The sequence below is a fragment of the Sphingomonas sp. A2-49 genome (assembly GCF_025548555.1).
GTDB lineage: Bacteria > Pseudomonadota > Alphaproteobacteria > Sphingomonadales > Sphingomonadaceae > Sphingomonas.
This window is the reverse complement of record NZ_JAJLPA010000001.1, coordinates 729512-755337: the sequence shown is the minus strand read 5'-3', so window position 1 is coordinate 755337 and position 25826 is coordinate 729512. Positions and strand designations below refer to the sequence as shown.

Sequence of the window (25826 nt, the reverse complement as noted above, 5' to 3'; positions counted from 1 at the left end):
GGTGGCTCAGCGCATTGACCTTTCACCATCCTTTCAGCGGCTATAAGGAGTTACAATCAAACGATAATCGGAACGGACGCGTGATCGACTACGAAGACGATGTTGCGGCAGTCGGCCGGGTCGACATCGTGCCGACTATCCTTGCGACGGTGTGTCGCGCGACGGGTATGGGCTTTGCCGCTGTCGCGCGCGTGACCGACGAGCGCTGGATCGCCTGTAGTGTTCGGGACGAGATCAACTTCGGGCTGGAACCGGGTGGCGAGCTGAAGGTCGAAACGACGATCTGCTATGAGATCCGCCAGAGCGGTAAGGCGGTTGTCATCGACGACGTAGAAACCGACGCGGTGTTCTGCGATCATCAAACTCCCGCACTCTATAAGTTTCGCAGCTATATTTCGGTGCCGATCACTTTGGCTGACGGTCGCCTCTTCGGCACCCTGTGCGCGATCGATCCACAGCCGCGCAGCTTGAGCAATCCAGATACGATCGACATGTTCAACATGTTTGCGCAGATCGTCGGGTCACAACTCGACAGCGCTGACCGGCTCACAGCTGCCAATTCCACGTTGGCAGCGCACCGCAGCGAGCGCGATCTCCTGTGGGAGACGTCGCCTGACTTGCTCGTCGAGCTCGATTTCGAGGGGCACCTCCTGAGGGTCAATCCTGCATGGACGGATATCCTGGGATACGAGCGGGATGAACTGATCGGTCGACAGGTCAGCAGCCTGGTGGTTGCGGACGATTACGATCTCACGGAGCGGGCGCTGGCGCATGCTGCTGATGGTCCCTTGCCGACGGTCGAAAACCGGTATCGCCACAAGGATGGTTCTACTCGCTGGTTCTCGTGGGTAGCCGCACCAACAGAGCGCTCGATCCTGGCGACTGGACGCCACCTCACCGCCCAACGAGAAGCTGAGGCAGCCCTAAGGGACGAGCAGGATTTTGCGCGTCTGGCCCTTTCGGCAGTCGGAGGCGTAGGCGTTTGGACCTACGACATTCCAGGCGACCGCTTCTACTGCGATGCTGCAATTTCGGCGCTCTATGGACTTGATCCGGAACGAGGAGCTGCAGGTCTGCCACGTGATGAATTTTTGAAGAACGTGCACCCAGCTGACCGCCTTCCTCTCCAGAAGACTATGGCCGCGGGGCTACAGCGTCCGGGTGATCTCGAACTCGAATACCGTCTCATGCACCCGGATGGCTCCACCCATTGGGTGCTATCGCGGGGTCACACGTATCTTGATGCAAATGGCCAGCCGGTGCGCCGCACCGGCGTTGGTGTTGACATGACTAGCCAGCGCCAAATCGAGGACCAGCTGCGTCAATCGCAAAAAATGGAGGCGCTGGGGCAATTGACCGGCGGCATCGCGCACGATTTCAACAATCTGCTCACCGTCATCCGCGGTTCGGCGGAGCTACTGCGGCGGCCCGAACTCACCCAAGAAAGGCGGCAGCGTTATGCTGATGCGATTGCCGATACTGCTGACCGTGCCACCAAGCTGACCAGCCAGCTGCTCTCGTTTGCACGCCGCCAGGCGCTCACGCCCGAAGTCTTCGATGTGGCGCAGAGTATAGCGGGGCTGACCGACATCATCGGAACCCTTGCTGGGGCGATGGTCGCTGTGGATGTCGATCCTGGTAACTGTCCCTGCTTCGTCAACGCCGATCGCATTCAGTTCGATACCGCGATCGTCAACATGGCGGTCAACGCGCGCGACGCGATGGGAGGCGAGGGGCGGCTTACGATCGCGGCGCAGCACGTTTCCGGTATTCCCGCTATTCGCTCGCACCCGGCCGCGTTGGGGGATTTTGTTGCGATCACCCTTAACGATACGGGCCCGGGCATTCCTGCTGAGGCGCTGGAGCAGATCTTCGAACCGTTCTTCACGACCAAAGGCGTGGGGCAGGGAACAGGGCTGGGCCTGTCGCAAGTGTTTGGCTTCGCCAAGCAATCCGGCGGTGATATCGTGGCCACAAATGGCGAAGAAGGCGGCGCCAGCTTTACGCTATACCTGCCCGTTGTCGAGCAAAGTGTCACGAACCCGGTCACGGTGCAGAAGAGTGAGGATGCAGCAGCAGGTCATGGCCTGTGCATTCTTGTTGTCGAGGACAACCTTGAGGTCGGTGAGTTTGCCACTCAGGCACTGGAGGAGCTCGGCTATCGCACCCGCTGGGTGACCAGCGGCAAGGAGGCACTGGCTGAGCTGGAGCAGCCAAATGCATTCGATATGGTGTTCTCCGACGTCGTGATGCCGGGCATGTCCGGAATAGACCTGGGCCATGAAGTGCAGCGCCTCTACCCGGATCTGCCATTTGTGCTGACCAGCGGGTACAGCGAGGCGATCGTTCAGTCCGGCGCGAGCGGGTTTCCGCTGCTGAAGAAGCCGTACTCCATAGCGGGCTTGTCACGCATCGTCCACGAAAGCAGTCAAGCCTCGCTGCAGGTACCGCATACGGTAGATTGAGCCGATCAGAGAGTAGGTGAGCTGACCTAACGACCTCGTCCTACCGTCTCCAGTCTTGCGGACTTTTCAGAGATGCAATGGTTGAGATCAGTCATTCGGCTGACGCATCTTTGCGAGTATGGTGAGTGCCAGACGTGTGAACAGGCGTCGAAATGGGATCCCACCTCTCGGACACGCAAGTCATTGTTTCGAAATGGAAAACCGGTTTTTAAGGGGGGTTCCGATCGGCGCCGATCAGGACCCCCTCCCCATCAAATATTATCGCCCAATCTGAGTGAGTTACGATGAAAAATGGTGGAGTCCCATTTGGACGCCTATCTACAGGATCCCACGATCGATTTTCGCTCGGTCACGGGATCACAAAATTCGCCAAACGCATGATTGCGCCAAATAAGATGAATGTCAGTCAGCATGAGCACTCGCATGTCTATTTCAGAATGAGATTCTCATATAAGAACATACATCCACAAGTGGGTTTCGGTGGCCCAAGCATCGAATCTGACAGAGAGTTTGGCCAAAGGTTTACGAGCTACTGCACTGTGAGCACGTCGCCGCAGAGGCTGAGCCCCGTTCCCATCCGGCGATCAACGGCAGGGCCGACGGGCCATGCCGTTCAACGCGATGTGTCAGAAGACCGTTTGGGCATGACGTCGGCTTCGTTCAGATCGAATGTCGTATCGATATGACCTTGCGGATCAAGGTGAATGAACACCTCCGTATCTGGATATCGGGCGCCGAGCGCAGCCTCCACGGCTTCGACGATCCGATGGGCGACGACGATCGAGAGGGAAGGATCGACCTCCAGATGAAATTGGGCGAAGTCGCGCGATCCTGAGCGGCGGGTCCGGAAATCATGGATGCCTTTGATGCCGTGCTGCTCTGCGGCGATGGCCAGAAAGCGCGTCCGTTTGTCATCGCTCCATTCCTTGTCCATCAACTCGTCGAACGCGACGCTCGCCGCACGAAGCGCGCGAAACGCGAGCCAACACGCGATCATGACGCCGGCTACGGCATCCACGCCGCGCAGATGGAGATAGTGATCGAGGGTCAGTGTCGCGACGACGATCAGGTTCAGGATCGTTGCCAGGCCGAAGCGCTCGTCCGTCAGGGGCAGGGCGAAGCCCAGATGATCAGACGTGCCGTAGCCGCGTCGGCGCAGGCCGTGCAGCGCCTGTCGCCACGCGATGGCAACAAGCGAGACGGAGATGCCGAAATTCACGTCGCGTAGATAGTCGTGGGCCGCAAGCGCGCGCGTGGCGGACCACAGGATGATGACTGCAGCGCCCGTCACCAGCCCGACCCGCGCCAATGCCGCTAGTGCTTCGACCTTGCCGTGCCCGAACCGGTGGTCGTGATCGGCCGGCGCCATCGCCAACAGCCGAACCCGAACCGCCAAGATTGCCCCAAATACCTCTATCGCGGCATGGGTCATCGATCCCAGCATCGCGATAGATCCGGTCCGATAGGTCGCCACCACCTTGAGCAGCAGCACGCACAATACGCTGAACAACGTTATGAGGGCGGGAACGCCCAGCGCCGCACGCGATCGCCGCCGCTCCTCCCACCGCACCGTCGGGATCATCGCCATCAACCTATGTCGGCGGATGGCGCGATCTTGCCGGTGATCTTCGCATGCGGCCCCGCCTTCTGCACCGCCCAGGCGGTCGCGATCTCGGGGAGGTCGTAATCCAGCTGATCGACCGTGATGGCGTGCTCGCGCGTTATGTCCAGTAGCCGCCGCCAGATCCGCTCGCGATCGGCCGGCGGCCGTTGCCCGGTCCCGACCACGGTCAGCGTCCGGAACAGCAGGTCGCCCGCGGTCAGGTTGATCGCGGCACCGGCGCCGGTGCCGACCGTCACGATCCGCGCGCCCCACCGCGTCGCCTTCAACGCGGCGACCATCGGCGCGCCGCACACCAGATCGAGCACGACGTCATAGCCTTCGCCGGCCTCCGCCTTCAGCGCGGCGAGATCGTCGTCCCCTCCCATGACGACGGTCGCGTCGGCGATACCGCGTTCGCGCAGCCGATCCAGCGCGGTTGCGCTGCGCGACGCACCGACGACGCGGCCCGCGCCCAGGATGCGCGCGAACTGCAGCGCGAGCTGGCCGAGCGTACCCGTGGCGCCCAGCACCAGCACGGTCTCGCCCGGTTTGATCGCCGCCTGCTCCAGCGGCACGAACGCGCCCGTGCCGGCGATCGCCATCGTGATCGCGGTTTCGTCGTCGATATCGTCTGGTACGTCCCAGACTTCCGCGGCGGGGACGATCGTCCGCTCCGCCCAGCCGCCCCAGGGGGCGACCGACCGCTCGCCGAAATAGACCCGCCGGCCATACTCGGCGCGACCGACGCCCTCGCCGCGCAACACGCATGGATATTCGACCGCAAGGCGATAGGCGCCCAGCACGTCCCATCCGCCCAATCCGGCGGTGTCCACTTCGATCACGACGCAACCCTCGCGGGGCTCGGGTTCCCGGAAGTCCCCGAAGGCCGGTGTGGCGCCGTGCGAGCCGATTACTGCCGCTTTCATGTCCGCTCCTCGAATGCCGGTGTAATGCCCGGCCGTAGCCGGATCATTGTCGATCCCAGCGCCGATATGCAACCTGCATTTGGAATTGCATTCCGGTATCGGAAGATACACAGGCGGATCAAAGCCGTTTTAGAGAGGATCGCACCGCTCATGACCGATGAGGTATCATTGGCCCTGCATATTCCGCAGCCTGTCGCGCGACCGGGCGAGGCGGCCAGTTTCGACCATCTGAGCTTCGCGACCGGCGCGGCGGCGGTCCGCCCAGATCCCGATACGCCGGAGACGGCCTTGCGCGACTTGCCCTATGGTCTGGTCCGGGTGATCGGCGAGACTGGCAGCGCCTGGGACCCCAAGCTCGACGCGGAGACGATGCGTCGCGGGCTGCGCGCGATGCTGCAGACGCGGTTGTTCGAGGATCGGATGTTCCGTGCGCACCGTCAGGGCAAGACGAGCTTCTTCATGAAGTCGACCGGTGAAGAGGCGATCGGCGTCGCGCAGTCGCTGGCACTCGAGGCGGGGGACATGTGCTTTCCCACCTACCGCGTGCAGGGCTGGCTGATCGCGCGCGGCTATCCGCTCGAGGACATGATCAACCAGATCTATTCGAACGCCAAGGACCCGCTGAAGGGACGCCAGCTGCCCATACTCTATTCGGCGCGCGAATACGGCTTCTATTCGCTGTCGGGCAATGTCGGCAGCCGGTTCGGCCATGCCGTCGGCTGGGCGATGGCGTCGGCGTACAAGGGCGGGAGGCACATCGCGCTCGGCTATATCGGCGAGGGGACGACTGCGGAGGGCGATTTCCACGAGGCGCTGACCTTTGCCAGCGTCTACCGCGCGCCAGCGGTGCTCGCGATCACCAACAACCAATGGGCGATCTCCAGCTTCGCCGGCATCGCGGGCGCCGAGCAGACCACGTTTGCGGCCAAGGCGATCGCGTACGGCCTGCCGGGCCTGCGGGTCGACGGCAATGATTTCCTCGCGGTGTGGGCGGCGACCAAATGGGCGGCCGCGCGCGCGCGCGCCAATCTGGGCGCGACGCTGATCGAGTTCGTCACCTACCGCGTCGCCGGGCATTCGACCTCGGACGATCCGACCAAATACCGCCCCACCGACGAGGCCGAGCACTGGCCGCTCGGCGATCCGATCGCGCGGCTGAAGACGCATCTGATCGGGCTCGGCGAATGGTCCGACGAGCGCCATGCGCAGCTGGAGGCCGAACTGACCGAAGCGCTGCGCGACGCGCAACGCGCCGCCGATGCGGTCGGCTCGCTCGGCCAGTCCAAGCCGAGCGTCGCCGAGATGTTCGAAGGCGTCTTCAAGGAACCCGACTGGCGCGTGATCGAGCAGCGGCGCGAGATGGGGATCTGACATGGCGACGATGACCATGATCCAGGCGCTCAACTCCGCGCTCGACGTGAAGCTCGGCGACGACCCCGACACGCTGATCTTCGGGCAGGATGTCGGGTATTTCGGCGGCGTGTTCCGCGTCACCGACGGGTTGCAGAAGAAGCACGGCATGCAGCGCTGCTTCGACGCGCCGATCAGCGAAGGCGGCATCATCGCCACCGCGATCGGGATGGGCGCGTATGGCCTCAGGCCAGTGCCCGAGATCCAGTTCGCGGATTACATCCTGCCGGCGTTCGATCAGCTGGTCAGCGAGGCGGCGCGGTTGCGCTATCGGTCGAACGGCGAGTTCTGGGCACCGATCACGGTGCGATCACCCTATGGCGGCGGCATCTTCGGCGGCCAGACGCACAGCCAGAGCCCCGAGGCGATCTTCGCGCATATCACCGGGCTGAAGACGGTGATCCCGTCCAACCCCTATGACGCGAAGGGCCTGCTTATCGCGGCGATCGAGGACGACGATCCAGTCATCTTCCTCGAACCCAAGCGGCTCTACAACGGGCCGTTCGACGGGCGCCACGACCAGGCGCTGAAGACCTGGGCCGGCGATCCCACCGCCGAGGTGCCCGAAGGGCATTATACCGTGCCGCTTGGCAAGGCGGCGGTGGTACGCGAGGGGAGCGCGGCGACGGTGCTCGCCTACGGGACGATGGTGCATGTCGCCAAGGCCGGGATCGCCGACAGCGGAGTCGATGCCGAGCTGATCGACCTGCGCTCGATCGTGCCGCTCGACATCGACACGATCGTCGCGTCGGTCGCCAAGACCGGGCGCTGCGTGATCCTGCACGAGGCGTCGAAGTTCGGCGGGTTTGGCGGCGAACTCGCCGCGCTGGTGCAGGAACGCTGCTTCTGGGCGCTCAAGAGCCCGATCGAACGCGTCGCCGGCTGGGACACGCCCTATCCGCACGCGTTCGAATGGGATTATTTCCCCGGCCCCGCGCGCCTCGCAAAAGCACTCGCGCGCACGATGGAGAACAGGTGATGGGGCGTTATCTGTTCCGGCTGCCCGATGTCGGCGAGGGCGTCGCCGAGGCCGAGATCGTCGTCTGGCACGTGAAGCCGGGCGATGTGGTCAAGGAGGACCAGAGCCTGGTCGACGTGATGACCGACAAGGCGACGGTCGACATGACCGCGCCGGTCGATGGCGTCGTGACCGCGATCCACGGCGAGATCGGCGCGATGCTGTCGGTCGGGTCGGTGCTTGTCGAGCTGGCGGTCGAGGGCCAGGGCAATGCCGAGGCGGACATCGTCGTCGACGCGGTGCCCGCCGCGCCCGCGCCGTCGCCCGAGCCGGGGCCCGCGGCAAGCGATCCGCTGCCGCCCCCGGCACCGTCGCCCCCGCCGTCCTCGCCGGCCAAGCCCGCGGTCTTCGCCGCGCGGGCCGAGGGCGATGCGCCGCTCGCCTCCCCCGCCACCCGCGCGCGCGCGTTCGCGCGCGGCGTCGCGTTGCAGTTCGTGCCCGGCACCGGACCGGGCGGGCGGATCACGCCGGACGATCTCGACGCCTATCTGGCAAGCGACGGTGCGGCGGCGGTCGGCGATGTCCGCTACGCCGCGCGCGACGGCGTGAACGACACGAAGATCATCGGCCTGCGCCGCAAGATCGCCGAGAAGATGCAGGAGGCCAAGCGCCGCATCCCGCACATCGCCTATGTCGAGGAAGCCGATGTCACCGAGCTGGAAAAGCTCCGCCAGGACCTGAACGCGCATCGCAAGCCCGATCAGCCGAAGCTGACGCTGCTGCCGTTCTTCATGCAGGCGCTGGTCAGGGCGTTGCCCGACTTCCCGCAGATCAACGCGCGCTACGACGACGATGCGGGCGTGTTGCACGCTTATGACGGCATCCATATCGGCATCGCGACGCAGACGCCGGGCGGGCTGATGGTGCCGGTCGTCCGCCACGCCGAAAGCCGCGACATCTGGGGTCTCGCCGCAGAGGTCGCGCGCGTCACCGCGGCGGCGCGCGACGGCACCGCGGCGCGCGGGGATCTGAGCGGCTCGACGATCACGATCACCAGCCTGGGGACGCTCGGCGGGATCGCGACGACGCCGGTCATCAACCACCCCGAGGTCGCGATCATCGGGCCCAACAAGATCGTCGAGCGGCCGGTCGTCGACGGCAGCTTCGTGACGGTGCGGAAGATGATGAACCTGTCCTCGTCGTTCGATCACCGGATCGTCGACGGCTACGACGCCGCGCTGTTCGTGCAGCGGCTGAAGCGGCTGATCGAACACCCCGCGCTCCTGTTCATGGACTGATCCGATGGCCGATATCCTCACCCCGAAAGTGCTCGTCGTCGGCGGCGGTCCCGGCGGCTATGTCGCCGCGATCCGCGCCGGGCAGCTCGGGCTTGATACGGTACTGGTGGATGCCGAACGGCTAGGCGGCACCTGCCTGATCCGCGGCTGCATCCCGTCCAAGGCGCTGATCCACGTCGCGTCGCTGCATGCCGAGATGGCGGAGGCGGCCCGAACGCCGCGCTTCGGCATCGGCCTGTCGGCCGCCCCGACGCTCGATTTCGGCGCGACGATCGCGTGGAAGGACGGCGTGGTCGATCGCCTGAGCGGCGGTGTCGCCGGATTGCTGCGCAAGGCAAAGGTCAGGGTCGTCGCGGGCCACGCGGTGTTCTCCGACGCCAAGACGTGCAGCGTCGCGACCGCCAACGGTCCGGTCGCGATCGCGGCGGAACACGTGATCCTCGCGACCGGCTCGCTGCCCGTCGAGCTTCCGTTCCTGCCGTTCGGCGGCAAGATCGTCTCGTCCACCCAGGCGCTGGCGCTGTCCGCGGTGCCCGAGGCGCTCGTCGTCGTCGGCGCCGGCTATATCGGGCTGGAACTCGGCATCGCGTACCGCAAGCTTGGCGCGCAGGTGACGATCGTCGAGATGGCCGATCGCATCCTGCCGCTCTACGACGCGAAGCTGACCGATCCGGTGCGGCGCTGGCTGAAGGCGCACGACGTCGCGGTGCATCTCGGCGCGCGCGCGGTGGGCGAGGAAGGGGAGGGCCTCGCGATCGAGACCGCAGACGGCGCGCGCTGCGTGCTGCCCGCCGATCGCATCCTCGTCACGGTCGGGCGCACGCCCAACGTCGCGGGCTGGGGGCTGGAGGCGATGAACCTGGCGATGGACGGTCGCTTCGTTCGCGTCGACGATCGCTGCGCGACCTCGACCACCAACGTCTGGGCGATCGGCGATCTGGTCGGCGAACCGATGCTGGCGCACAAGGCCTCGGCACAGGGCGAATGCGTCGCGGAGATCATCGCAGGCAAGACGCGCCGGTTCGCCCCGCTGGCGATCCCCGCGGTATGCTTCACGGAGCCCGAGATCGTGAGCGTCGGCCTGTCGCCGCACGACGTGCCCGCCGGCACCGCGACGATCGTCGGCCAGTTCCCGTTCCTCGCCAATGGCCGCGCCCTGTCGATGGACGCGGGCGACGATGGCGGCTTCGTCCGGGTCACGGCGCGCGCGTCGGATCACCGGATCCTGGGCATCCAGGCGGTCGGCGCGCATATCTCCGAATTCGCCGGCGAGTTCGGCACGCTGATCGAGATGGGCGCGGTGCTGGAGGATGTCGCGGGCATCATCCATGCGCACCCCACGCTCTGCGAGGCGATCCACGAAAGCGCGCTCGCCGCGCTCGGGCATGCGATCCATGTCTGATCCGGCCGGGAGCGCGCCAGAATTCCTGTGCGGCAGCTGCCGCGCTTATGGTCGCTGCCGATTGGGGGTGGGGCCGATCTCGCTGACGGACGACGCCGCGCTGGCGGCGGTCGTGTGCGCCGCGACCTTTCACGCCGGACCGCGCGTCGCGCATGGCGGCTGGACCGCGGCGGTCTTCGACGACGTGATGGGGCGTTCGCTCGGCCAGCGCGGCATTCCCGCGGTGACCGCGACGCTGACGACCGACTTTCTGAAGCCCGTGCCGGTCGAGGAGCCGCTCGCGATCGCGGTGTCGATCGATGCGCAGGAGGGGCGGCGCTGGATGCTCTCGGCGACCTTGACCCTGGCCGGCGACGCGACCCCGCTGGCACGGGCGCACGGCGTCTGGGTGGAGCGCCGCAGCGACCATTTCGAGCGTCACGAGGCCGGGCTGAAGGCGCACCGCGCGGCACGCGACACCGCCGCCGACTAAGCCCGCGCGCGGCGGGGCGTCAGGCCTGGTGGATCAGCCCTTGCGCCGACAACGCCGCGCGCGCCGCCGCATCGATCCCGACCATGGCCAGCGTCTCGGCGGTATGTTCGCCGAGCGCCGGCGACGCCAGGCCGAGATGCAGCGGCAGGTCGTCGAAATCCCAGAAACCGCCGATCTGCCGCACGTGCCCGTACTCCCGGTGGGGATAGTCGGCGTGAAGCCCGGCCGCCGCATGATCCGCCGAATCGAGGAACGCGTCATGCTGCGCGCGCGCGACGCGTTCCGCAGGCACGCCCGCCTCGGCCAATTGCGACAAGGCCGCATCGGCGTCGCGCCCGGCGAGCCAGGCCCCCGCATCCGCGCCGACGACCACGTCGAACGCGGCGCGCTCGCGGTCGGCGAGCGCGGCCACCGCGATCCAGTCGGTGCCGGTCGCATATAGCCGGTGGTGCCGCAACACCCCCATCTGCGCGTGGTCGAGATGCGCGATCGGCGTCAGGCCGCCGTTCGCCGGAATGATCGCCTCCGCCATCGTCAGCATAGCGCCGCCCAGCAGCGAGGCCGCGACCGCCTGTCCTGCGCCGCTGCGGCCATGCTCGACGCGCGCCAGCAGGGTCGCGAACACCGACGCGAGCCCGCCGTAGAAGTCGACGATGCCGAAGCGCAGCCACAGCGGCGGATTGCCCGCGCCGCCATTCTCGACCTCCCAGCCGCACGCCGCCTGGAACAGCTGGTCGAAGCCCGGCCAGTCGGCGCGCTCGCCGAGCGGACCATAGGAACTGACATGGCAATAGACGATGTCGGCATGCTCCGCCTTCAGCGTGTCGTAGTCGACGCCCAGCTTGCGCGCCGCGGGCCGGCGGATATTGTGGTGCACGACATCGGCCCAGCGCGCGAGCGCCGCGGTCGCCGCGCCGGTCTCGGGACGGCCGAGCATCATCGCCAGGCCGCGCTTGCCGCGCTGGATACCCGCGAACTGGCGCTCGAGCCGGCGCATCGCGTCGCCCGTCGGCGGCTCCACCTTGATCACGTCGGCGCCGAGATCGGCCAGCAGCATCGTCGCGAACGGACCCGCCAGATACGCGCCGAGGTCGAGCACCTTCAGCCCGTCGAGTGGTGCGCGGGGTGCGGTCGCCGCTGGCACCGCGACCGCTGCGCGCGGCGTCCAGCGCCGCAGGATCGCGTCGGCGTCGGTCTCGAGCCCGGCGGTCGAATGCCGGATGCGCGACGCCGGCGCGACCGTGAAGGGGACGCCGGGCTGCAGCGTCGCGCCGAGCACCGGGTCCTCGACGGTCGCGACGAAGCCGTTGGCCGCCGCCTGTGGGTCCGCATAGATCTCGCCGAACGGCGCGGCGATCTGCGCGGCGACGTCGTGCGCCCAGAAATGCGCGACCCAGTCCGCGGCGGGGCGCCCGGCGATGATCGCCTTGTTGGCCCCGTAATTGGGCGCGACGTGCGAGGGCGCGAAGCGCGCATTCTCACGCCGGACCGCGTCGGGGCCCATCGCGGCCAGCGCGTCCGCCATCCACGGCGCCTTGTCGGGGGAATAATGGACATGGATCCACCGGCCGTCGGACGCCTGGTGCAGCGGGATCGGGATATCCTTGGACAGCCCCTTGGCAAAGGCGGGGGAGGGCGTCTCGGCGCGCGACCAGTGCATCGTCATCGGCACGAGCGCCGCCTGCGCCAGGCTGGTGTGCGCCGCGCCGCCATGCCCGTCGCGGGTCCGCGCGATCAGCCGCGCCACGACCGCGATCGCCGCGAGCCAGCCTGCGGTCCAGCTGGCGAACGGCATCCGCACGAACACCGGGCCCGGGCGATGGCCCGGCTGTTCGTCGAGGATGCCGAGCGCGGCCAGGACGAGCGTCTCGCGCGCCGGCGCCTCGGCCTTCGCATGCGTCGCGGGCCAGCCGGTGACCGCCGAGACGATCAGGCGCGGATACCGCGCGAACAGCCGCGCATCGTCCAGGCCGCGGCGTCGCGCGACCGCGGGCGGCAGATCGTGGATCAGCACGTCCGCTTCGGCGAGCAGACGGTCGAGCGTGTCGTCGATGCCGTCCGCCGCGCCGTCGAGCACGATCCGCTGCTTGAACCGATCGAGCACCGCCGCGAGGATGTCGGGCGCGTCCTCGTCGCGGGCCTCGCCCGGAATCGTCACCTTCACGACGTCGGCCCCCGCCTCGGACAGCTGCAGCGCGGCCATCGGCCCGGGGATACCGTGCGACAGGTCCAGCACGCGGAGCCCGGCAAGGATCTGCGCCGGCATGTCGGCCGCCGGGGTCGGGCTCATCGCGTCATCGCCGTGCCGCCGTCCACCGGCAGCGTCTGGCCGGTGATGAAGCGCGCGCCGTCGCCGACCAGGAACGCCAGCACCGGCGTCATGTCGATATCGGGATCGCCCAGCCTGCCGCCAAGCGGGATCGCGCGCGCCATCATCGCGTCGTGCGCGACCAGTTCGTCGGGGCTGAGCCGGCCGCGCGTCGCATCGTACATCGCGGTCCACATCGCCGGCGCGACCGCATTGACCGTGATCCCGTGCTGCGCCCAGGCCTGCGCCAACGCGCGCGTCCAGCCGAGCACGGCGCCCTTGGACGCCGAATAATGCGGCGCGCCGGGCAATCCGACCAGCCCCGCCGCCGACGCGAAATTGACGATCCGCCCGCCGCCATTGGCCTTCAGATGCGGAAAGACGGCTTGGTTGGCTATCATCGTGCCGCGCGCGTTGATCCCCATGACGCGGTCCCAATCGTCGTCGTCCAGATCCTCGGCTGGCTTGTATTGCTGCACGCCCGCGGCGTGGATCAGCCCGTCCAGCCCGCCCATCACCTGAACGGCGGCGTCGACCGCGGCAAAGAACCCCGGGCGATCGACCACGCTTGCGGTGTGGAACGTGGCCAAGCCGGCCCCCCCCGCGGCATTCGCGGTGGCGACGACCTGCGCGCCGGCGTCGGTCGCCACGTCGATGCTCGCGACCCGGGCGCCGCCCGCGACCAGGCCGCGGACCGCCGACGCGGCGATGCCGCTGGCGCCGCCGGTGATGATGATGCGTTTGCCCGTCAGTTCCATCTCTTGCTCCTATCCCGCCGCGATCCGCGCGGCCTTGCCGAGCAGCCGCACCGCGCTGGCGTGGAGCCGGTCGCCGATCGCGCGCGGTGCCTTGCCGGCACAGGCGCGCGCGAAGCTGCCTTCGAGCAGGATCGCCAGCTTGAAACAGGCGAGCACCGCATACCAATCGGCGCGCGAGACGTCGCGGCCGCTCGCCGCGCCGTAGCGCGCGATCAGATCCCGCGACGTCGCGAAACCGTCCCACGGCTCGACGACGATCTGCGCCTCCGACGCCGGGGCGCCCTGGTCGCGCCAGGTGGCGAGCAGCCAGCCGAGGTCGAGCATCGGATCGCCGATCGTCGCCAGTTCCCAGTCGATCACCGCCGCGATCGCGGGGCCGTCGTACCGAAACAGCACGTTCTTCAGGTGGAAGTCGCCGTGCAGGATGCCGGGATCGAACCGCGCCGGGCATTCCCGTTCCAGCCAGAGCGCCAGTTCGCCGACGCCCGGCAGCGCGGCGGCACCGGGCCAGCCGGCATGGCGGCCATAGCCGTCCAGCTGACGCTGCCAGCGGCCGACCTGGCGGGTCAGGAAGCCGTCGGGATTGCCGAAATCCGCCAGCCCGAGCGCGCGGTGGTCGAGCGCGCCGAGCGCCGCGATCGCATCCACCATCGCAAGGCCCATCGCATGGCGAATGGCGGGGTCGCCGGCGTGCAGCGACGGTAGGCCGACGCCGGGATTGAAGCCGTCGACCGGCTCCATCAGATAGAAGGCGGCGCCCAGCACCGTTTCGTCCGCACAGGCGCCGATCAGCCGCGGGTGCGGCACCGCGGTCCCCACCAGCGCGCGCAGGATGCGCGCTTCGCGCCGCATCGTCGCGTTGCCGTCGGCGCTGGGATGCGCGGGCGGACGGCGCAGCACATAGTCGGTGCCGCCGCGCGCGAACCGCACGATCACGTTCTGCGATCCGCCGGTCAGCGGCACGATGTCGGATATCGCGCCTTCGCCCAGGCCCTCGTCGTCCATCCACGCCGACAGCGCCGCGAAGTCGACCAGGTCCAGTCCGACGGGGCGGTCGATCGCCATCAGAAGGCGGTCTCGAACGCTTCCAGGTCGGCGCCGTACCGCGCCACCGCGGCGGCCCGCACCTGCGGCAGGTGATAGTCGGGGAACAGCGTCGTGCTCGGCCGATAGCCGCGCAGCACCTGTTTCGCGACGGTCACCTTGTGCACCTCGGTCGGGCCGTCCGCGAGCGCCAAGAAATAGGATTCGTTGACCCAGTGCATGAACGGCATCTCGTCCGACAGCCCGAGCGAGCCGTGCAGATGCAGCGCCCGGCTGGCGATGTCGTGCAGCAGCTTGGGCATCGCCGCCTTGACCGCGGCGATGTCCTTGCGGACCAGCTTGTAGTCGCCGTGCTTGTCGATCAGCCATGCGGTGCGCAGCACCAGCAGGCGGAACTGCTCCAGTTCGATCCAGCTGTCCGCGATCTTTTCCTGCACCATCTGCTTGTCGGCCAGCAGCCCGCCCTGGGTGCTGCGCGACAGGACGCGCTCGCACATCCGGTCGAACGCCTCGCGCGCCTTGGCGATCGTGCGCATGGCGTGGTGGACGCGGCCGCCGCCCAGGCGGGTCTGCGCGACGACGAAGCCTTGGCCCGGTTCGCCGAGCATGTGATCCAGCGGGACGCGCACGCCGCTCAGCCGCAGATAGGCGTGGGTCGGCGTGTCGCCGCCATAGCCGACGTTGCGCACCACCTCGATGCCGGGGGTGTCGCCGGGCAGGATGAACATCGACGCGCGCCGATGAGGCGCCGCATCCTCGTCGGTGACCGCCATGACGATGAAGAACGCCGCGTAGCGGGCGTTGGTGGAGAACCATTTCTCGCCGTCGATAACCCAGGAATCGCCGTCGCGGACCGCGCACGTCCGGATCATCAGCGGGTCGGCGCCGCCATGCGGCTCGGTCAGCGAGAAGCACGAGACGATCGCGTTATCGAGCAGCGGGCGCAGATACCGCGCCTTCTGGTCCGCGGTGCCGTAATGCGCCAGTATCTCGGCATTGCCCGAATCGGGCGCCTGCGCGCCGAACACGATCGGGCCGAACCGCGTCCGCCCGATGATCTCGTTCATCAGCGCGAGCTTGATCTGCCCATAGCCCTGGCCGCCGAGCTCGGGGCCGAGGTGGCAGGCCCACAGGCCGCGTTCACGCACCCGCGCCTGCAGCGGACGGACGAGCTTCACGAAGCCCGGCGCGTTCACGTCGTAGTGATTGCCCAGCACGTGATCGAGCGGCTCGATCTCGTTGCGGGTGAACGCCTCGATCCAGTCGAGCTCGGGCTGGAAGGCCGGATCGGTCTCGAAGTCCCATGCCATCGTCGTTCCTCAGGATAAGCTTTTGCCGCCGTCGACCACGATGGTGTGGCCGACAACATAGGAAGCGAGTGGCGACGCCAGGAACAGCGCCGCGCCAGCGATCTCGTCCGGCGTGCCCAGTCGCCCGATCGGAATGCGCCGCAACGTGGAGGCGAGCCGCTTCTCGTCGCCGGTGGTGATCGTCGTGAGCTTGGACGGGACCAGCCCCGGCGCGATGCCGTTCACCCGGATGCCGTCCGCCGCCCACGCCTCCGCCAGCGTCTTGACGAGCGCGACCGCCGCCGCCTTCGAGGCAGCATAGGCGGGGTTGCCAATGCGCGCACCGAATGCGGCGATCGAGCTGATGACGATCACCGATCCGACGCTCGCGGCGAGCAGCGGGTGGAACCGCGTCGCGCACGCCATGACGCTGCTCAGGTTGATCTCGACGATCTCGCGAAAGACGTCGAGTTCGAATTCGGCGCGGCCATAGCGAACCGCGCCCTGGCAGAGCACCAGCACGTCGAGCGCGTCGAACCGCGGCGTCCAGCAATCGAGCGCCAGCGGATCGGTCAGGTCGAGCGTCTGATAGTCCAGCCCGTCGAGATCGGAGCCGTCGGCCGCGTCGTACTCCGCCGGCGACCCCCGCGTGCCGGTGACGCACACCACGGCGCCGCGCGTGAGGAACGCCTGGGCGATGCCGTTGCCGATGCCGCTGGAGCCGCCGACGACCAGCACCGTCTTTCCGCTGAAATCGAGATCCGACACTGGCACGCCCAACTAGGTTGATTCGCTAAAGCGATTGACCTAATCCGCTTGGATGCAGTCCAAGTCAAGCCTGCGAGGCGACGAAACCCGCGATCAGATCAAGCTGGCGGCGCGCCGGCTGTTCGCCATGAAGGGCATCCACGGCGTCTCGACCCGCGAGATCGTCGCGGCCACCGGTCAGAAGAACGGCGGGTCGCTTCATTATTATTTCCGCACCAAGGAGGCGCTGGTCCGCGAGCTGATCGTCGACGGCGCGCAGGTGATCGACGAGCGGCGCCAGGCGCGGCTCGACGCGGCGGAGGCCACGGGCGGGCCGCACGACGTTCGCGAGGCGGTCGAAGTGCTGGTCTGGCCGTCCACCGATCTGGGCGAGGGCCCCGGCGAGGAGGATACCTATATCCGCTTCATCAGCAATCTCGGGCTGCAGGAGCGCGCGCTGCTCAGCGACACGCTGGCGGGCCGCTGGAGCGCGGGGTACCAGCGCGCGCTGGTCCATATCCGCCGGCTGGCGAGCGAAATCCCCGCCCCCCTGCTCGAACAGCGGCTGGTGTTCCTAAGCCTGTCGCTGCGCGCGATCATGGCGGCGCGCGAGGCGTCGCTAGATCACCAGCGCGAACATCTCCGGTTCTGGACGAGCGGGAGCACGATGGAAAATCTGCTCGACGCGCTGGTCGCCATGCTGACCGGGCCGGTCTCCGAGGCGACGCGCACCGCATCGGCCTGAGCCGCGGCGCGATCGAAGCGCCGGCGACCGGCGCCCCGTTCCGCAACGTCGGCGTTATCCCGTCGTGCGACGTGAACCTTTCTGACATCAAACACGGTGTTCTGATTTTAGAATTCACAGCGATCCAAAATCGCGCTAGGGGAATGCAACGTCCGAACCGGAAGAGTTCGGCACACAATCGTTGGGAGGATGTCGGAATGAGGAATGTTTTCACCGCACGGGTCCGCATCTTGCTGGGGACCGTGTCGATCCTGTCGTCCGGCGCCGCGCTGGCGCAGAAGGCCAGTCCGCCGGCCGATCCGACGCCGCCGGCACCGGTGTCGGTCGATTCGGCCGCGTCCAGCCCCAACGGCGCGGCGACGTCGCCGGCGGCGAAGCAGGGCGGCATTCAAGACATCGTCGTCACCGCCCGGCGCCGCGAGGAAACCCTGCAGTCCACCCCGGTTGCCGTCACCGCGCTCGGGTCGCAGCAGCTCGAGACCGCGCAGATCCAGGACGCGACCGATCTCCAGCGCGTGACGCCCAGCTTCTCGATCCAGACCGGCGGCCCATCGGTCTCGGGGCTCGTCTTCGTGTCGCTGCGCGGTCAGAACAATCAAAATCCGGGGACGGCCAACGATCCCACCGTGGCGACCTATGTCGACGGCGTGTACATCCCGCGGCCGTCGCAGGGTCAGACCGACCTCGACGATCTCGAGCGCGTCGAAATCCTGCGGGGGCCGCAGGGGACGCTGTTCGGCCGCAACACGACGGGCGGCGCGGTCAACATCATCACCGCGCAGCCCAAGGATTATCTCGAGGTGATCGCCAAGGCAGAGGTTGGCAATTACGACTATCGCAGCCTCGGGCTGACCGTGAACGCGCCGCTCGCCGAAGGATTGTCGGCCCGCATCAACGGCAATTATCACGAACGCAACGGCTATGTGAAAAACGTCGCGCTGAACGGCTATGCCGACGATCCCGAAAGCTATTTCGTCCGCGGCAAGCTGCGGTATCAGGGTTCGGGCTGGGACGTCACGCTGTCCGGCGACTACAACAAGATCAACGACAACGGCCAGAAGATCGGCCTCGTCGCCTTCAACCCGGCGGTGTTCTCGGCGCTGCCGGGCGGGGCGGCGATCGTGCCCGTTCTGAGCCAGTATCTCCAGACAAAGTCGACCTGGTACGAAACCAACGGGACCGCGTTCGTCCTGCCGACGGTCAACGCGGCGGGCACGGCGATCTACAACAGCCTGCCGGCCAAGGTCCGCGACCTGTATCTGGAAAAGCCCCAGAACCAGGTCGTCGCCTATGGCTTCGGCGGGACGATCAACGTCGATCTTGGCGACATCTCCCTGAAATCGATCACCGGCTACCGGTACAGCAATTCGACCGGATTGATCGATACGGACGGTACGCCTATCCCCTTGCTGACGACGCGATCAGGCTACGGATCGGAGCAGGTGTCGCAGGAATTCCAGCTCTCGGGCAAGGCGGGGACGCGCCTGAACTATATCCTGGGCGCCTATTACAGCCGCGAGACGGGCTATGAATCGAGCGTCTCGCAGACGTTCGGCTTTATCCCCGCTCCGCGCTTCATCACCGAAAACGCTGCCGACGTGACAAACATCACCAAGGGTCTGTTCGCGCAGGGCAACTACAACATCACCGAACAGTTGCGCTTCACTGGTGGGATCCGCTGGACATGGGACAATCGCAACGTCGTGCTCCACAACAAATCGCGGCTCGGCGATCCGAGCACCTGCACGGTGGCCATGAAGGATGCGGGTTCGGTCTGCGACCAGACTCAAAAGGCGACCTTCGACTATCCGGCCTGGACGGTCGGTTTCGACTATCGGCCGAACAGCGACGTCTTCCTGTATGCTCAGACCCGGGGCGCGTCCAAGTCCGGCGGCTGGAACGTCCGCGCCGGCTCGATCCCGGCGTTCGATCCCGAAAAGGTCAAGGACGTCGAGGTCGGCGCCAAGCTGGACTGGTTTAATCGTCGTCTGCGGACCAATGTGGCGCTGTTCAACAGCTGGACCAACGGACTGCAGAAGCAGATCGGCGCGCTGGTGCCGGGCACGCAGCAGCCCACCCAATATCTCGTGAACGCCGGCAATGCCCGGATCTGGGGTGCCGAGTTCGAGGTGACCGCCGTTCCCTGGACCGGGATGGAGCTGAACGGATCGCTGAGCCTGCTCGACGGCAAATATGAGAAGGGGAGCTTCAACGAAGTCCAGTCGGTCAACGGTGCCAACGTCACGGTCGACCGGAGCGGCGAGCCGCTGCCGCAGTTGGCGAAGAAGCAATTCTCCATCGGCGGTACGCAGACGGTGCCGGTGTCGCTGGGCGACCTGCGTCTGCACATGGATTATGCCTATATAGGCAAGATGGTGATCAGTCCTGTTACCCCGCCTCCCGGTGCATCCGCCGCCGTGCTAGCGACCTATGCGACACAGAACCAGCTGACACGGTTGCCCGGCTATGGGTTGCTGAACGCGCGTATCGGCCTGCAGCTGCAATCGCCCAACGCCGAGGTCTTCCTGTTCGCTCGCAACCTCACCGCCAAGAAATATACCAGCCGGGTCTTCGCCGATCTGTATACGCAGGGGCTCGGATTCGTTCAGCGGACGGTCGGCGATCCCTTCACGTTCGGGGGCGGCGTGACCTTCCGTTTCGGCGGCAAATGACGCCTGCGGGTACGCCGATCGCGATGACAGGCTCGCGGTCAGGCGGTCGGCGCTCCAACGACACTTTAACTGCGGGAACACCGTGATGGAATCCGGCGCCATTCTGGTCGAGCGCGACGGCGCGATCGGTCGGATCATCCTCAACCGGCCGGATCGGATCAATGCGATCGACGATTCGATCCGGCAAGGCTTGCCCGAGGCGCTTTGGACACTCGACGCGGATGGCGGAGTCCGCGCGATTGTCGTTCGCGGGAACGGCGCGCGCGGCTTTTGCGCGGGTGCGGACATTCGTGAGCAGCGCGCCGTCGAGACACCTGTAGAGGCGCATCGCCGCATGTCCCAGGACCCCTGGATCGCGGCATTCGAGGCGATGTCGACGCCGACGATCGCAGCCATCCATGGTGCCTGCATGGGGGGCGGGTTCGAGATCGCGCTTGCCTGCGACATCCGCATGGCCAGCACGGATGCCGTGTTCGCACTTCCCGAGACCGGCCTCGGCCTGATCCCCGGCGCGGGCGGTACGCAGCGCCTGCCGCGGCTGATCGGCGTCGGTGCGGCGCTGGACCTGATGCTCAGCAACGACCGCATCAATGGGACCGAGGCCAAGCGGCTGAATATCGTGACCCGGTTATACGAGAGCACCGAGACGCTGTTCGAGGCGGCGGATGCGCTGGCGCACCGGATTGCGGCCAAGCCGCCGACTGCGACTGCCTTTGTACGCACGGCCACCTATGCCAGTGCGGAACTTGACCTTCGCCAAGGCCTTGCGCTGGAGCGCCATCTGTTCGCGCTGCTGCTGACAACGGAAGACCGCATCGAAGCGGCGACGGCATTTCGGGAAAAGCGTGCGCCCCGGTTCACCGCACGTTGAGGCTACGACCAAGAGAAAGGGCTCCGGGCGGATTTGCGCCCGGAGCTCTTTTTCATAGGTCCGCTCCCTTAACGGCGGCCGGAAACGGTCGACTCCGCGCCCGCGCTTTCGAACATGCGGTTGATGTCGCCCGACGTCACTGCCTTGCCCGGTTCGCGATCCGGCTTGGCGCCCCCCATGCCCAGAATGGGATCGGTCTCGACCGGAACTGCAGCGGCTGTGCGCTTCAATGCACCGACCGTGCAATTCTCGCGACCGAGCTTGCTGATCGGATCATAGGAGAATTCGCGCATAGCGTTCAGGTGGGTGATCTTGTCGATCGTTGCCGGTGCGAGGGTCTTGACGTCCTCCCACAGCTTCTCCGCCGAATGCGGCCACACCGAATCGGAATGCGGATAGTCGCACTCGTACATGACCATGTCTTCGCCGATATAGTCGAGGTTGGCCAAGCCGAACCGGTCCTCGATGAAGCAGCTGATGATGTGCTTTTTATAGATGTCGCTGGGCATCTTTCCGCCGAAATTCGAATTCGTCCAGGCATTGTGATGGCCGTGGGTGAAATCGGCGCGTTCGAGCAGATAGGGAATCCAGCCGATACCACCTTCGGACAGCGCCATCTTCAGCGTCGGATACTTCTTCCACATCGGACCCCAGATCCAGTCCGCCGCGGAGTTGGCGATCGAGATCGGCATCGACGTAATCCATGCGTCGATCGGCGACAGGTCAGAAGCGTGCTGCGCGGCCGCGCCGGTGCCGATATGGCAGCAGATGACGACGTCATTGTCGGCGCACACCTTCCAGAGCGGATCCCAATATGGGTCGTGGATCGACGGCCAGCCCGACAGTGCAGGATTGTCGGAGAAGGATAACGCATGCACACCGAGCTTTGCGAGCCGGGTCACCTCGGCGACCGCGGCGGGCATGTCCCAGAACGGCGTCAGCATCAGCGGGATAAAACGTCCCGGGGCCGCCTCCGACCAGTCGTAATAATGCCAGTCGTTGTAGGCGCGAATCGCGGCCAGCGCGACTTCGGGATCATTATGCGATGTCGCCTGGAAGCGCTGTCCGGCGAAACCGGGGAATGTCGGGAAGCAGATCGAACCGACAATGCCGTTCGCGTCCATATCCTCAACGCGGGACTTGAGGTCCCAGGTGCCGCGCCGCATCTGTTCGTAGTTCAGCGGCTCCATCCCATATTCTTCCTTGGGACGGCCGACCACCGAGTTCAGGCCCATATAGCCTGCGGCCTTTTCCTCGAACATCCACACGTCGCGACCGTCGCGCTTCTCGATATGCGGTTCGCGGCCCTTCAAATGCGCCGGCCAATGCGGCGTGAAGGCGTTTGGTGGCTCGATCACGTGATCGTCCACGCTGATGAGAATCATGTCTTCGGCGTTCATTTCCAGTCTCCATTGACGAACGGTCTGTGCCGGCTGTCGCGCAGTGACAGGCTTTAGCGCAGTTGCGACACACTACCAAGGGCAGAACGACCTTCTCGTGTCGGAATTGCGGGCCGCCGCGGCCGCGAGCATCGGCGCGCGCTTGACAGCGGCCGCCATCGGTCTTTGTGTCTAATATCAGAAAAGATTTTGCGAGAGGATATCGATCGATGGGGCTCATGGAAGGCAACGTAGCGCTGGTCACGGGCGCGGGCGCCGGCATCGGGCGCGGCATCGCGCGGCTGTTCTGCCGCGAAGGCGCGCAGGTCGTGGTCGCGGAGTTCGACGCGGAGCGCGGCCGCGCGGTGGTGGCGGAATGCGAGGAGCTCGGCGGCTCGGCGCTGTTCGTCCATACCGATGTCGGCGACAAGGCGAGCGTCGAGCGCGCGATCCAGACGGCGGTCGACACGTTCGGCGGGCTCGATACGCTGGTCAACAACGCCTTCGCACCCAGCCCGGAGGTGCTGCTGGAACAGAAGACCGACGCCATCCTGGCGCGCACCCTCGACACGACGATGTGGGCGACCTGGTGGGCGATGCAGGCGGCCTACCCGCATTTCCGGGCGCGCGGCGGCGGCAGCGTGATCAACTTCTATTCGATCGACGCCGATACCGGCGCGTGGCGCCATGCCGACTACAATATGGGCAAGTCGGCGATCCGCGGGCTGACGCACAGCGCGGCGTCCGAATGGGGCCGGTTCAACATCCGCGTGAACGCCATCGCGCCGGCCGCCGCGGGGCTGAGCTTCGAACGCCTGTGCCGCGAGCATCCGGGCTTCGAAAAGGTGTCCGCCTCGGCCAAGCCGCTCAATCGCGTCGGCTATCCGGAGGAAGACATCGCGCCGGTCGCGGTCTTCCTCGCGTCGCGCATGGCCGGGTTCGTCACAGGGCAGACGATCAACGTCGATGGCGGCCTGCATTTGTGGGGCTTCAACTCGAAGCCCGGCAATCTCGAGGCGCTCGACGCGCTCACCTGATCGCGCGGCGCCGTCGGCGATCCCGGCGGCGCCGCCGCTGCTCAGCGCTTGGCGACCTGGATGTCGGTATCCTCCAGGTCCCAGGTCGCGGCGGTCTTGCCCTCCTCGCGCAGCTCGTATTTGAGCACGCGCCCTTGCGGGTTCTTCGGCAGCGTCTCGCGGAACTCGATATAGCGGGGCAGCGCGTAATAGGGCACCTTGTCGGTCGACCAGTGGAACAGCGCCTCCGCCGTCAGCGTCGCGCCCGCCGCCAGCACCGCGGTCACCTTCACGTCGTCCTCGCCGCGCGGCGAGAAGACCGCATGGACCGCGGCCTCCTCGATCGCGGGATGCTGGTTGAACGCCGACTCCATCTCGAAGCTCGAGATGTTCTCGCCGCGGCGGCGCAGATAGTCCTTCTTGCGGTCGACGAAATAGAAGAAGCCGGCCTCGTCGAACTTGCCCATGTCGCCCGAATGCAGCCAGAGGTCGGTCGTGACCTTAAGCGTCTCCTCGGGGCGCCGCCAATAGCCCTGGAACATGATGTCGGGCTGGTTGGGGCGGATCAGGATCTCGCCCGCGGTGCCCGGCGGCACCTCGCGCCCGGCATCGTCGACGATCCGCACGTCGAAATCGGGAATCCGCGTGCCCGACGATCCCGGCGCGGCATAGTCGCCGCCGGCCAGCGACGTCACCACCGACGCCTCGGTCAGCCCATAGCCGTTGCCGCCGACCTGGCGCGCGCCGAACCGCTCGCGCCAGATCGCCTTGGTCTCCTCGGTGAAGGGGTTGCCGCGCACCGTATGGATGTGGCCGTGGCAGCGCGTCGCCGCGTCGCAGTCGCCGGCCTGTGCGAGCAGCGCACCCATGCCTCCCAGTATCGACGCGATCGTCGCACCCGAGCGCTCGACCTCGGGCCAGAACGCCGACACCGAGAATCGCGGCGCCACCACCAGCCGCGAGCCGGTCAAGATCGTCGCGACCACGCCGACGCAGATCGCGTTCAGGTGGAACAGCGGCAGCGGCGTATAGGTGACGTCGTCCGCTGTCGCCGGTCCCGCGCGTAGCTGCAGCCGGGCCAGGTTGCACATGTAATTATAGGGGATCATGCACCCCTTCGACGGCCCCGTCGTCCCCGAGGTATAGACGAGCATCGCGAGGTCCGACGGATCGGGCTTGTCCGGGAACGCATCGGTGACGTCGCCGCGGTGCGCGTCCAGAGCCGCCACGGTCGCGGCGATCCGGGGGAGGGCGGACAGGTCGCCTCGGTGCAACAGCGTGTGCATCTCGGGAAGGCCGTCGGCGACCGCGCCGATCCGCGCGACATAGTCCGCCTCGGCGACGACCACCTTGGCGCCCGAATCGCCGATCTGGTGACGCAGGAACTCGCCGCGCAGCGCGGTGTTGATCGGCACGCTCACTGCGCGCAGCTTGTTGGCCGCGAGCCAGCAGACCACCGCGTCGACATTGTTGTTGAGCATCGACAGGACGGTGTCGCCCGCGCCGATGCCCAGCGCGGCGAGCGCGTGTGCGAAGGCCGTCGAAAGCCGGTCGACATCGCCATAGCTGAACGTCTGCCCGCCGAAATCGAGCATGATGCGGTCGCGATGGGCGGCGACGGCCCGGTCGAGCGCGGCGATGACGGTATCGCGTGTGCCGGTACCCCAAGGATCGATGGACATGCTTACTCCTGAAGAGGGCGAGGGTGGAGGATGATGGCGGACCGCGACCGCGCGACGCGCCAATTGTGGACGACCGCCGCCGTTGCGGGTAGCGAGACGGGTCTGCATGCCCGACGATGAGGAGCCGCATGGACGTTCTGACAGTGACGGCGAACGGCGACGCGGCCCTGCGAGCGGGCCTGCCCGGCACCACGGGCCGCCCGGCGAAGCGGCAGCGCAAGCCCGATTCCCGTGCGATCGCCACCAAGAGCCGGATCTTCGAGGCGACGACGCGCGTCATGCTGCGCGCCGGGGTCGACGGCATGTCGATCCAGACCATCGTCGCCGAGGCGGGTGTGGCGCGCGGTACGCTGTACCGCTATTTCTCGTCCAAGGAGGAGCTGCTCGACGCCTATACCGGCTATATGCGCGAGCGCTTCGACGCGGCGCTGCAGGCCGCGATCCTGCCGCACACGGCGCCCGCCGCGCGGCTGGAGGCGTTTCTCGGCTTCTTCGACGAATATCTCAATTCGGACCAGGCGCGCCGCTTTCTCGAGACCGAGCCGCAGTTCGCGCTGGGCTATTTCCGCCGCAGCTTCGACGACGGCGTTTCCAAGGTGCGCGACGCGCTCGATCCGGTGTTCGATCACTGGAGCAGGCAGCTCGGCCGGCAGCTGGACCGCCGCCTGCTCGCCGAATTCATCATGCGCGTGCTGATCAGCAACGTGCTCGTGCCGGTGTCGCATGGGCACAAGGGGCTGGCGGGCAAGCTGATGGAGCTTGCAAAGCACGTCGGCTGACC

At 66.8% G+C, this 25826-nt stretch carries 20 protein-coding genes; 11 read left to right on the top strand and 9 right to left on the bottom strand.

Annotated elements, in window-relative coordinates; translation table 11 throughout:
• Nucleotides 1-80 precede the first annotated feature (80 nt).
• Nucleotides 81-2465 (top strand): PAS domain-containing protein, encoded by a 2385-nt coding sequence (locus tag LPN01_RS03590; protein ID WP_262826963.1) that lies wholly within the window; start codon nucleotides 81-83, stop codon nucleotides 2463-2465.
• A gap of 613 nt (nucleotides 2466-3078) precedes the next feature.
• Here LPN01_RS03590 and LPN01_RS03585 read toward each other — a convergent pair.
• Nucleotides 3079-4053, bottom strand: a complete 975-nt coding sequence (locus LPN01_RS03585) for a cation diffusion facilitator family transporter (RefSeq protein ID WP_262826961.1) — start codon at nucleotides 4051-4053, stop codon at nucleotides 3079-3081.
• The gene (locus tag LPN01_RS03580) at nucleotides 4053-4910 is read right to left on the bottom strand and encodes a zinc-binding alcohol dehydrogenase family protein (protein ID WP_262826960.1); all 858 of its coding nucleotides are present in this window, start codon (nucleotides 4908-4910) and stop codon (nucleotides 4053-4055) included. Before LPN01_RS03580 ends, LPN01_RS03585 begins: the two co-directional genes overlap by 1 nt.
• A gap of 234 nt (nucleotides 4911-5144) precedes the next feature.
• Between LPN01_RS03580 and LPN01_RS03575 the strand changes: the two genes are divergently transcribed.
• The 5 genes from LPN01_RS03575 to LPN01_RS03555 all read left to right on the top strand — a co-directional run bounded on the left by LPN01_RS03575 (nucleotide 5145) and on the right by LPN01_RS03555 (nucleotide 10534).
• Nucleotides 5145-6365 (top strand): 3-methyl-2-oxobutanoate dehydrogenase (2-methylpropanoyl-transferring) subunit alpha, encoded by a 1221-nt coding sequence (locus tag LPN01_RS03575; RefSeq protein ID WP_262826959.1) that lies wholly within the window; start codon nucleotides 5145-5147, stop codon nucleotides 6363-6365.
• Nucleotide 6366: 1 nt separating this feature from the next.
• Nucleotides 6367-7383 carry an alpha-ketoacid dehydrogenase subunit beta gene (locus LPN01_RS03570; RefSeq protein ID WP_262826958.1) on the top strand — a complete coding sequence of 339 codons (1017 nt, stop codon included), beginning with the start codon at nucleotides 6367-6369 and terminating at the stop codon, nucleotides 7381-7383.
• Nucleotides 7383-8660, top strand: a complete 1278-nt coding sequence (locus LPN01_RS03565) for a dihydrolipoamide acetyltransferase family protein (protein WP_262826957.1) — start codon at nucleotides 7383-7385, stop codon at nucleotides 8658-8660. The genes LPN01_RS03570 and LPN01_RS03565 overlap by 1 nt, the downstream gene beginning before the upstream one ends.
• A gap of 4 nt (nucleotides 8661-8664) precedes the next feature.
• Nucleotides 8665-10062, top strand: a complete 1398-nt coding sequence (gene lpdA / locus LPN01_RS03560; protein ID WP_262826956.1) for a dihydrolipoyl dehydrogenase — start codon at nucleotides 8665-8667, stop codon at nucleotides 10060-10062.
• A gap of 67 nt (nucleotides 10063-10129) precedes the next feature.
• Nucleotides 10130-10534 carry a PaaI family thioesterase gene (locus LPN01_RS03555; RefSeq protein WP_262826955.1) on the top strand — a complete coding sequence of 135 codons (405 nt, stop codon included), beginning with the start codon at nucleotides 10130-10132 and terminating at the stop codon, nucleotides 10532-10534.
• A 19-nt stretch (nucleotides 10535-10553) separates the two neighbouring features.
• Here the strand turns inward: LPN01_RS03555 and LPN01_RS03550 are convergent, their stop codons facing one another.
• Genes LPN01_RS03550 through LPN01_RS03530 form a run of 5 tightly spaced genes read right to left on the bottom strand, consistent with a single transcriptional unit; the run spans nucleotide 10554 to nucleotide 16701 of the window.
• Complete coding sequence (locus LPN01_RS03550) at nucleotides 10554-12824, bottom strand: CoA transferase (RefSeq protein ID WP_262826954.1); 2271 nt, start codon at nucleotides 12822-12824, stop codon at nucleotides 10554-10556.
• On the bottom strand, nucleotides 12821-13600 hold the full coding sequence (locus LPN01_RS03545) for an SDR family NAD(P)-dependent oxidoreductase (RefSeq protein ID WP_262826953.1): 780 nt from the start codon (nucleotides 13598-13600) through the stop codon (nucleotides 12821-12823). The genes LPN01_RS03550 and LPN01_RS03545 overlap by 4 nt, the downstream gene beginning before the upstream one ends.
• A 9-nt stretch (nucleotides 13601-13609) precedes the next feature.
• Nucleotides 13610-14665: a phosphotransferase family protein gene (locus LPN01_RS03540; RefSeq protein ID WP_262826952.1), complete on the bottom strand. Its 1056-nt coding sequence runs from the start codon at nucleotides 14663-14665 to the stop codon at nucleotides 13610-13612.
• Nucleotides 14665-15954, bottom strand: coding sequence for an acyl-CoA dehydrogenase family protein (locus tag LPN01_RS03535; protein WP_262826951.1), 1290 nt, complete (start codon nucleotides 15952-15954; stop codon nucleotides 14665-14667). Before LPN01_RS03535 ends, LPN01_RS03540 begins: the two co-directional genes overlap by 1 nt.
• Before the next feature lie 9 nt (nucleotides 15955-15963).
• On the bottom strand, nucleotides 15964-16701 hold the full coding sequence (locus tag LPN01_RS03530; protein WP_262826950.1) for an SDR family NAD(P)-dependent oxidoreductase: 738 nt from the start codon (nucleotides 16699-16701) through the stop codon (nucleotides 15964-15966).
• Between the two features lie 52 nt (nucleotides 16702-16753).
• Here LPN01_RS03530 and LPN01_RS03525 point away from each other — a divergent pair, with 52 nt between their 5' ends.
• The 3 genes from LPN01_RS03525 to LPN01_RS03515 all read left to right on the top strand — a co-directional run bounded on the left by LPN01_RS03525 (nucleotide 16754) and on the right by LPN01_RS03515 (nucleotide 20968).
• Nucleotides 16754-17425, top strand: coding sequence for a TetR/AcrR family transcriptional regulator (locus LPN01_RS03525; protein WP_262826949.1), 672 nt, complete (start codon nucleotides 16754-16756; stop codon nucleotides 17423-17425).
• A 197-nt stretch (nucleotides 17426-17622) separates the two neighbouring features.
• On the top strand, nucleotides 17623-20097 hold the full coding sequence (locus LPN01_RS03520) for a TonB-dependent receptor (protein WP_262826948.1): 2475 nt from the start codon (nucleotides 17623-17625) through the stop codon (nucleotides 20095-20097).
• 85 nt (nucleotides 20098-20182) lie between these two features.
• Nucleotides 20183-20968 carry an enoyl-CoA hydratase/isomerase family protein gene (locus LPN01_RS03515; RefSeq protein WP_262826947.1) on the top strand — a complete coding sequence of 262 codons (786 nt, stop codon included), beginning with the start codon at nucleotides 20183-20185 and terminating at the stop codon, nucleotides 20966-20968.
• Between the two features lie 68 nt (nucleotides 20969-21036).
• Here the strand turns inward: LPN01_RS03515 and LPN01_RS03510 are convergent, their stop codons facing one another.
• Nucleotides 21037-22368, bottom strand: a complete 1332-nt coding sequence (locus tag LPN01_RS03510; RefSeq protein WP_262826946.1) for an amidohydrolase family protein — start codon at nucleotides 22366-22368, stop codon at nucleotides 21037-21039.
• A 209-nt stretch (nucleotides 22369-22577) separates the two neighbouring features.
• Between LPN01_RS03510 and LPN01_RS03505 the strand changes: the two genes are divergently transcribed.
• Complete coding sequence (locus tag LPN01_RS03505; RefSeq protein ID WP_262826945.1) at nucleotides 22578-23384, top strand: SDR family NAD(P)-dependent oxidoreductase; 807 nt, start codon at nucleotides 22578-22580, stop codon at nucleotides 23382-23384.
• A gap of 41 nt (nucleotides 23385-23425) precedes the next feature.
• Here the strand turns inward: LPN01_RS03505 and LPN01_RS03500 are convergent, their stop codons facing one another.
• The gene (locus LPN01_RS03500; protein WP_262826944.1) at nucleotides 23426-25045 is read right to left on the bottom strand and encodes an ATP-dependent acyl-CoA ligase; all 1620 of its coding nucleotides are present in this window, start codon (nucleotides 25043-25045) and stop codon (nucleotides 23426-23428) included.
• A 128-nt stretch (nucleotides 25046-25173) separates the two neighbouring features.
• Here LPN01_RS03500 and LPN01_RS03495 point away from each other — a divergent pair, with 128 nt between their 5' ends.
• A complete protein-coding gene (locus LPN01_RS03495) occupies nucleotides 25174-25824 on the top strand; it encodes a TetR/AcrR family transcriptional regulator (protein ID WP_262826943.1) in 651 nt (216 codons plus the stop codon).
• Nucleotides 25825-25826 lie beyond the last annotated feature (2 nt).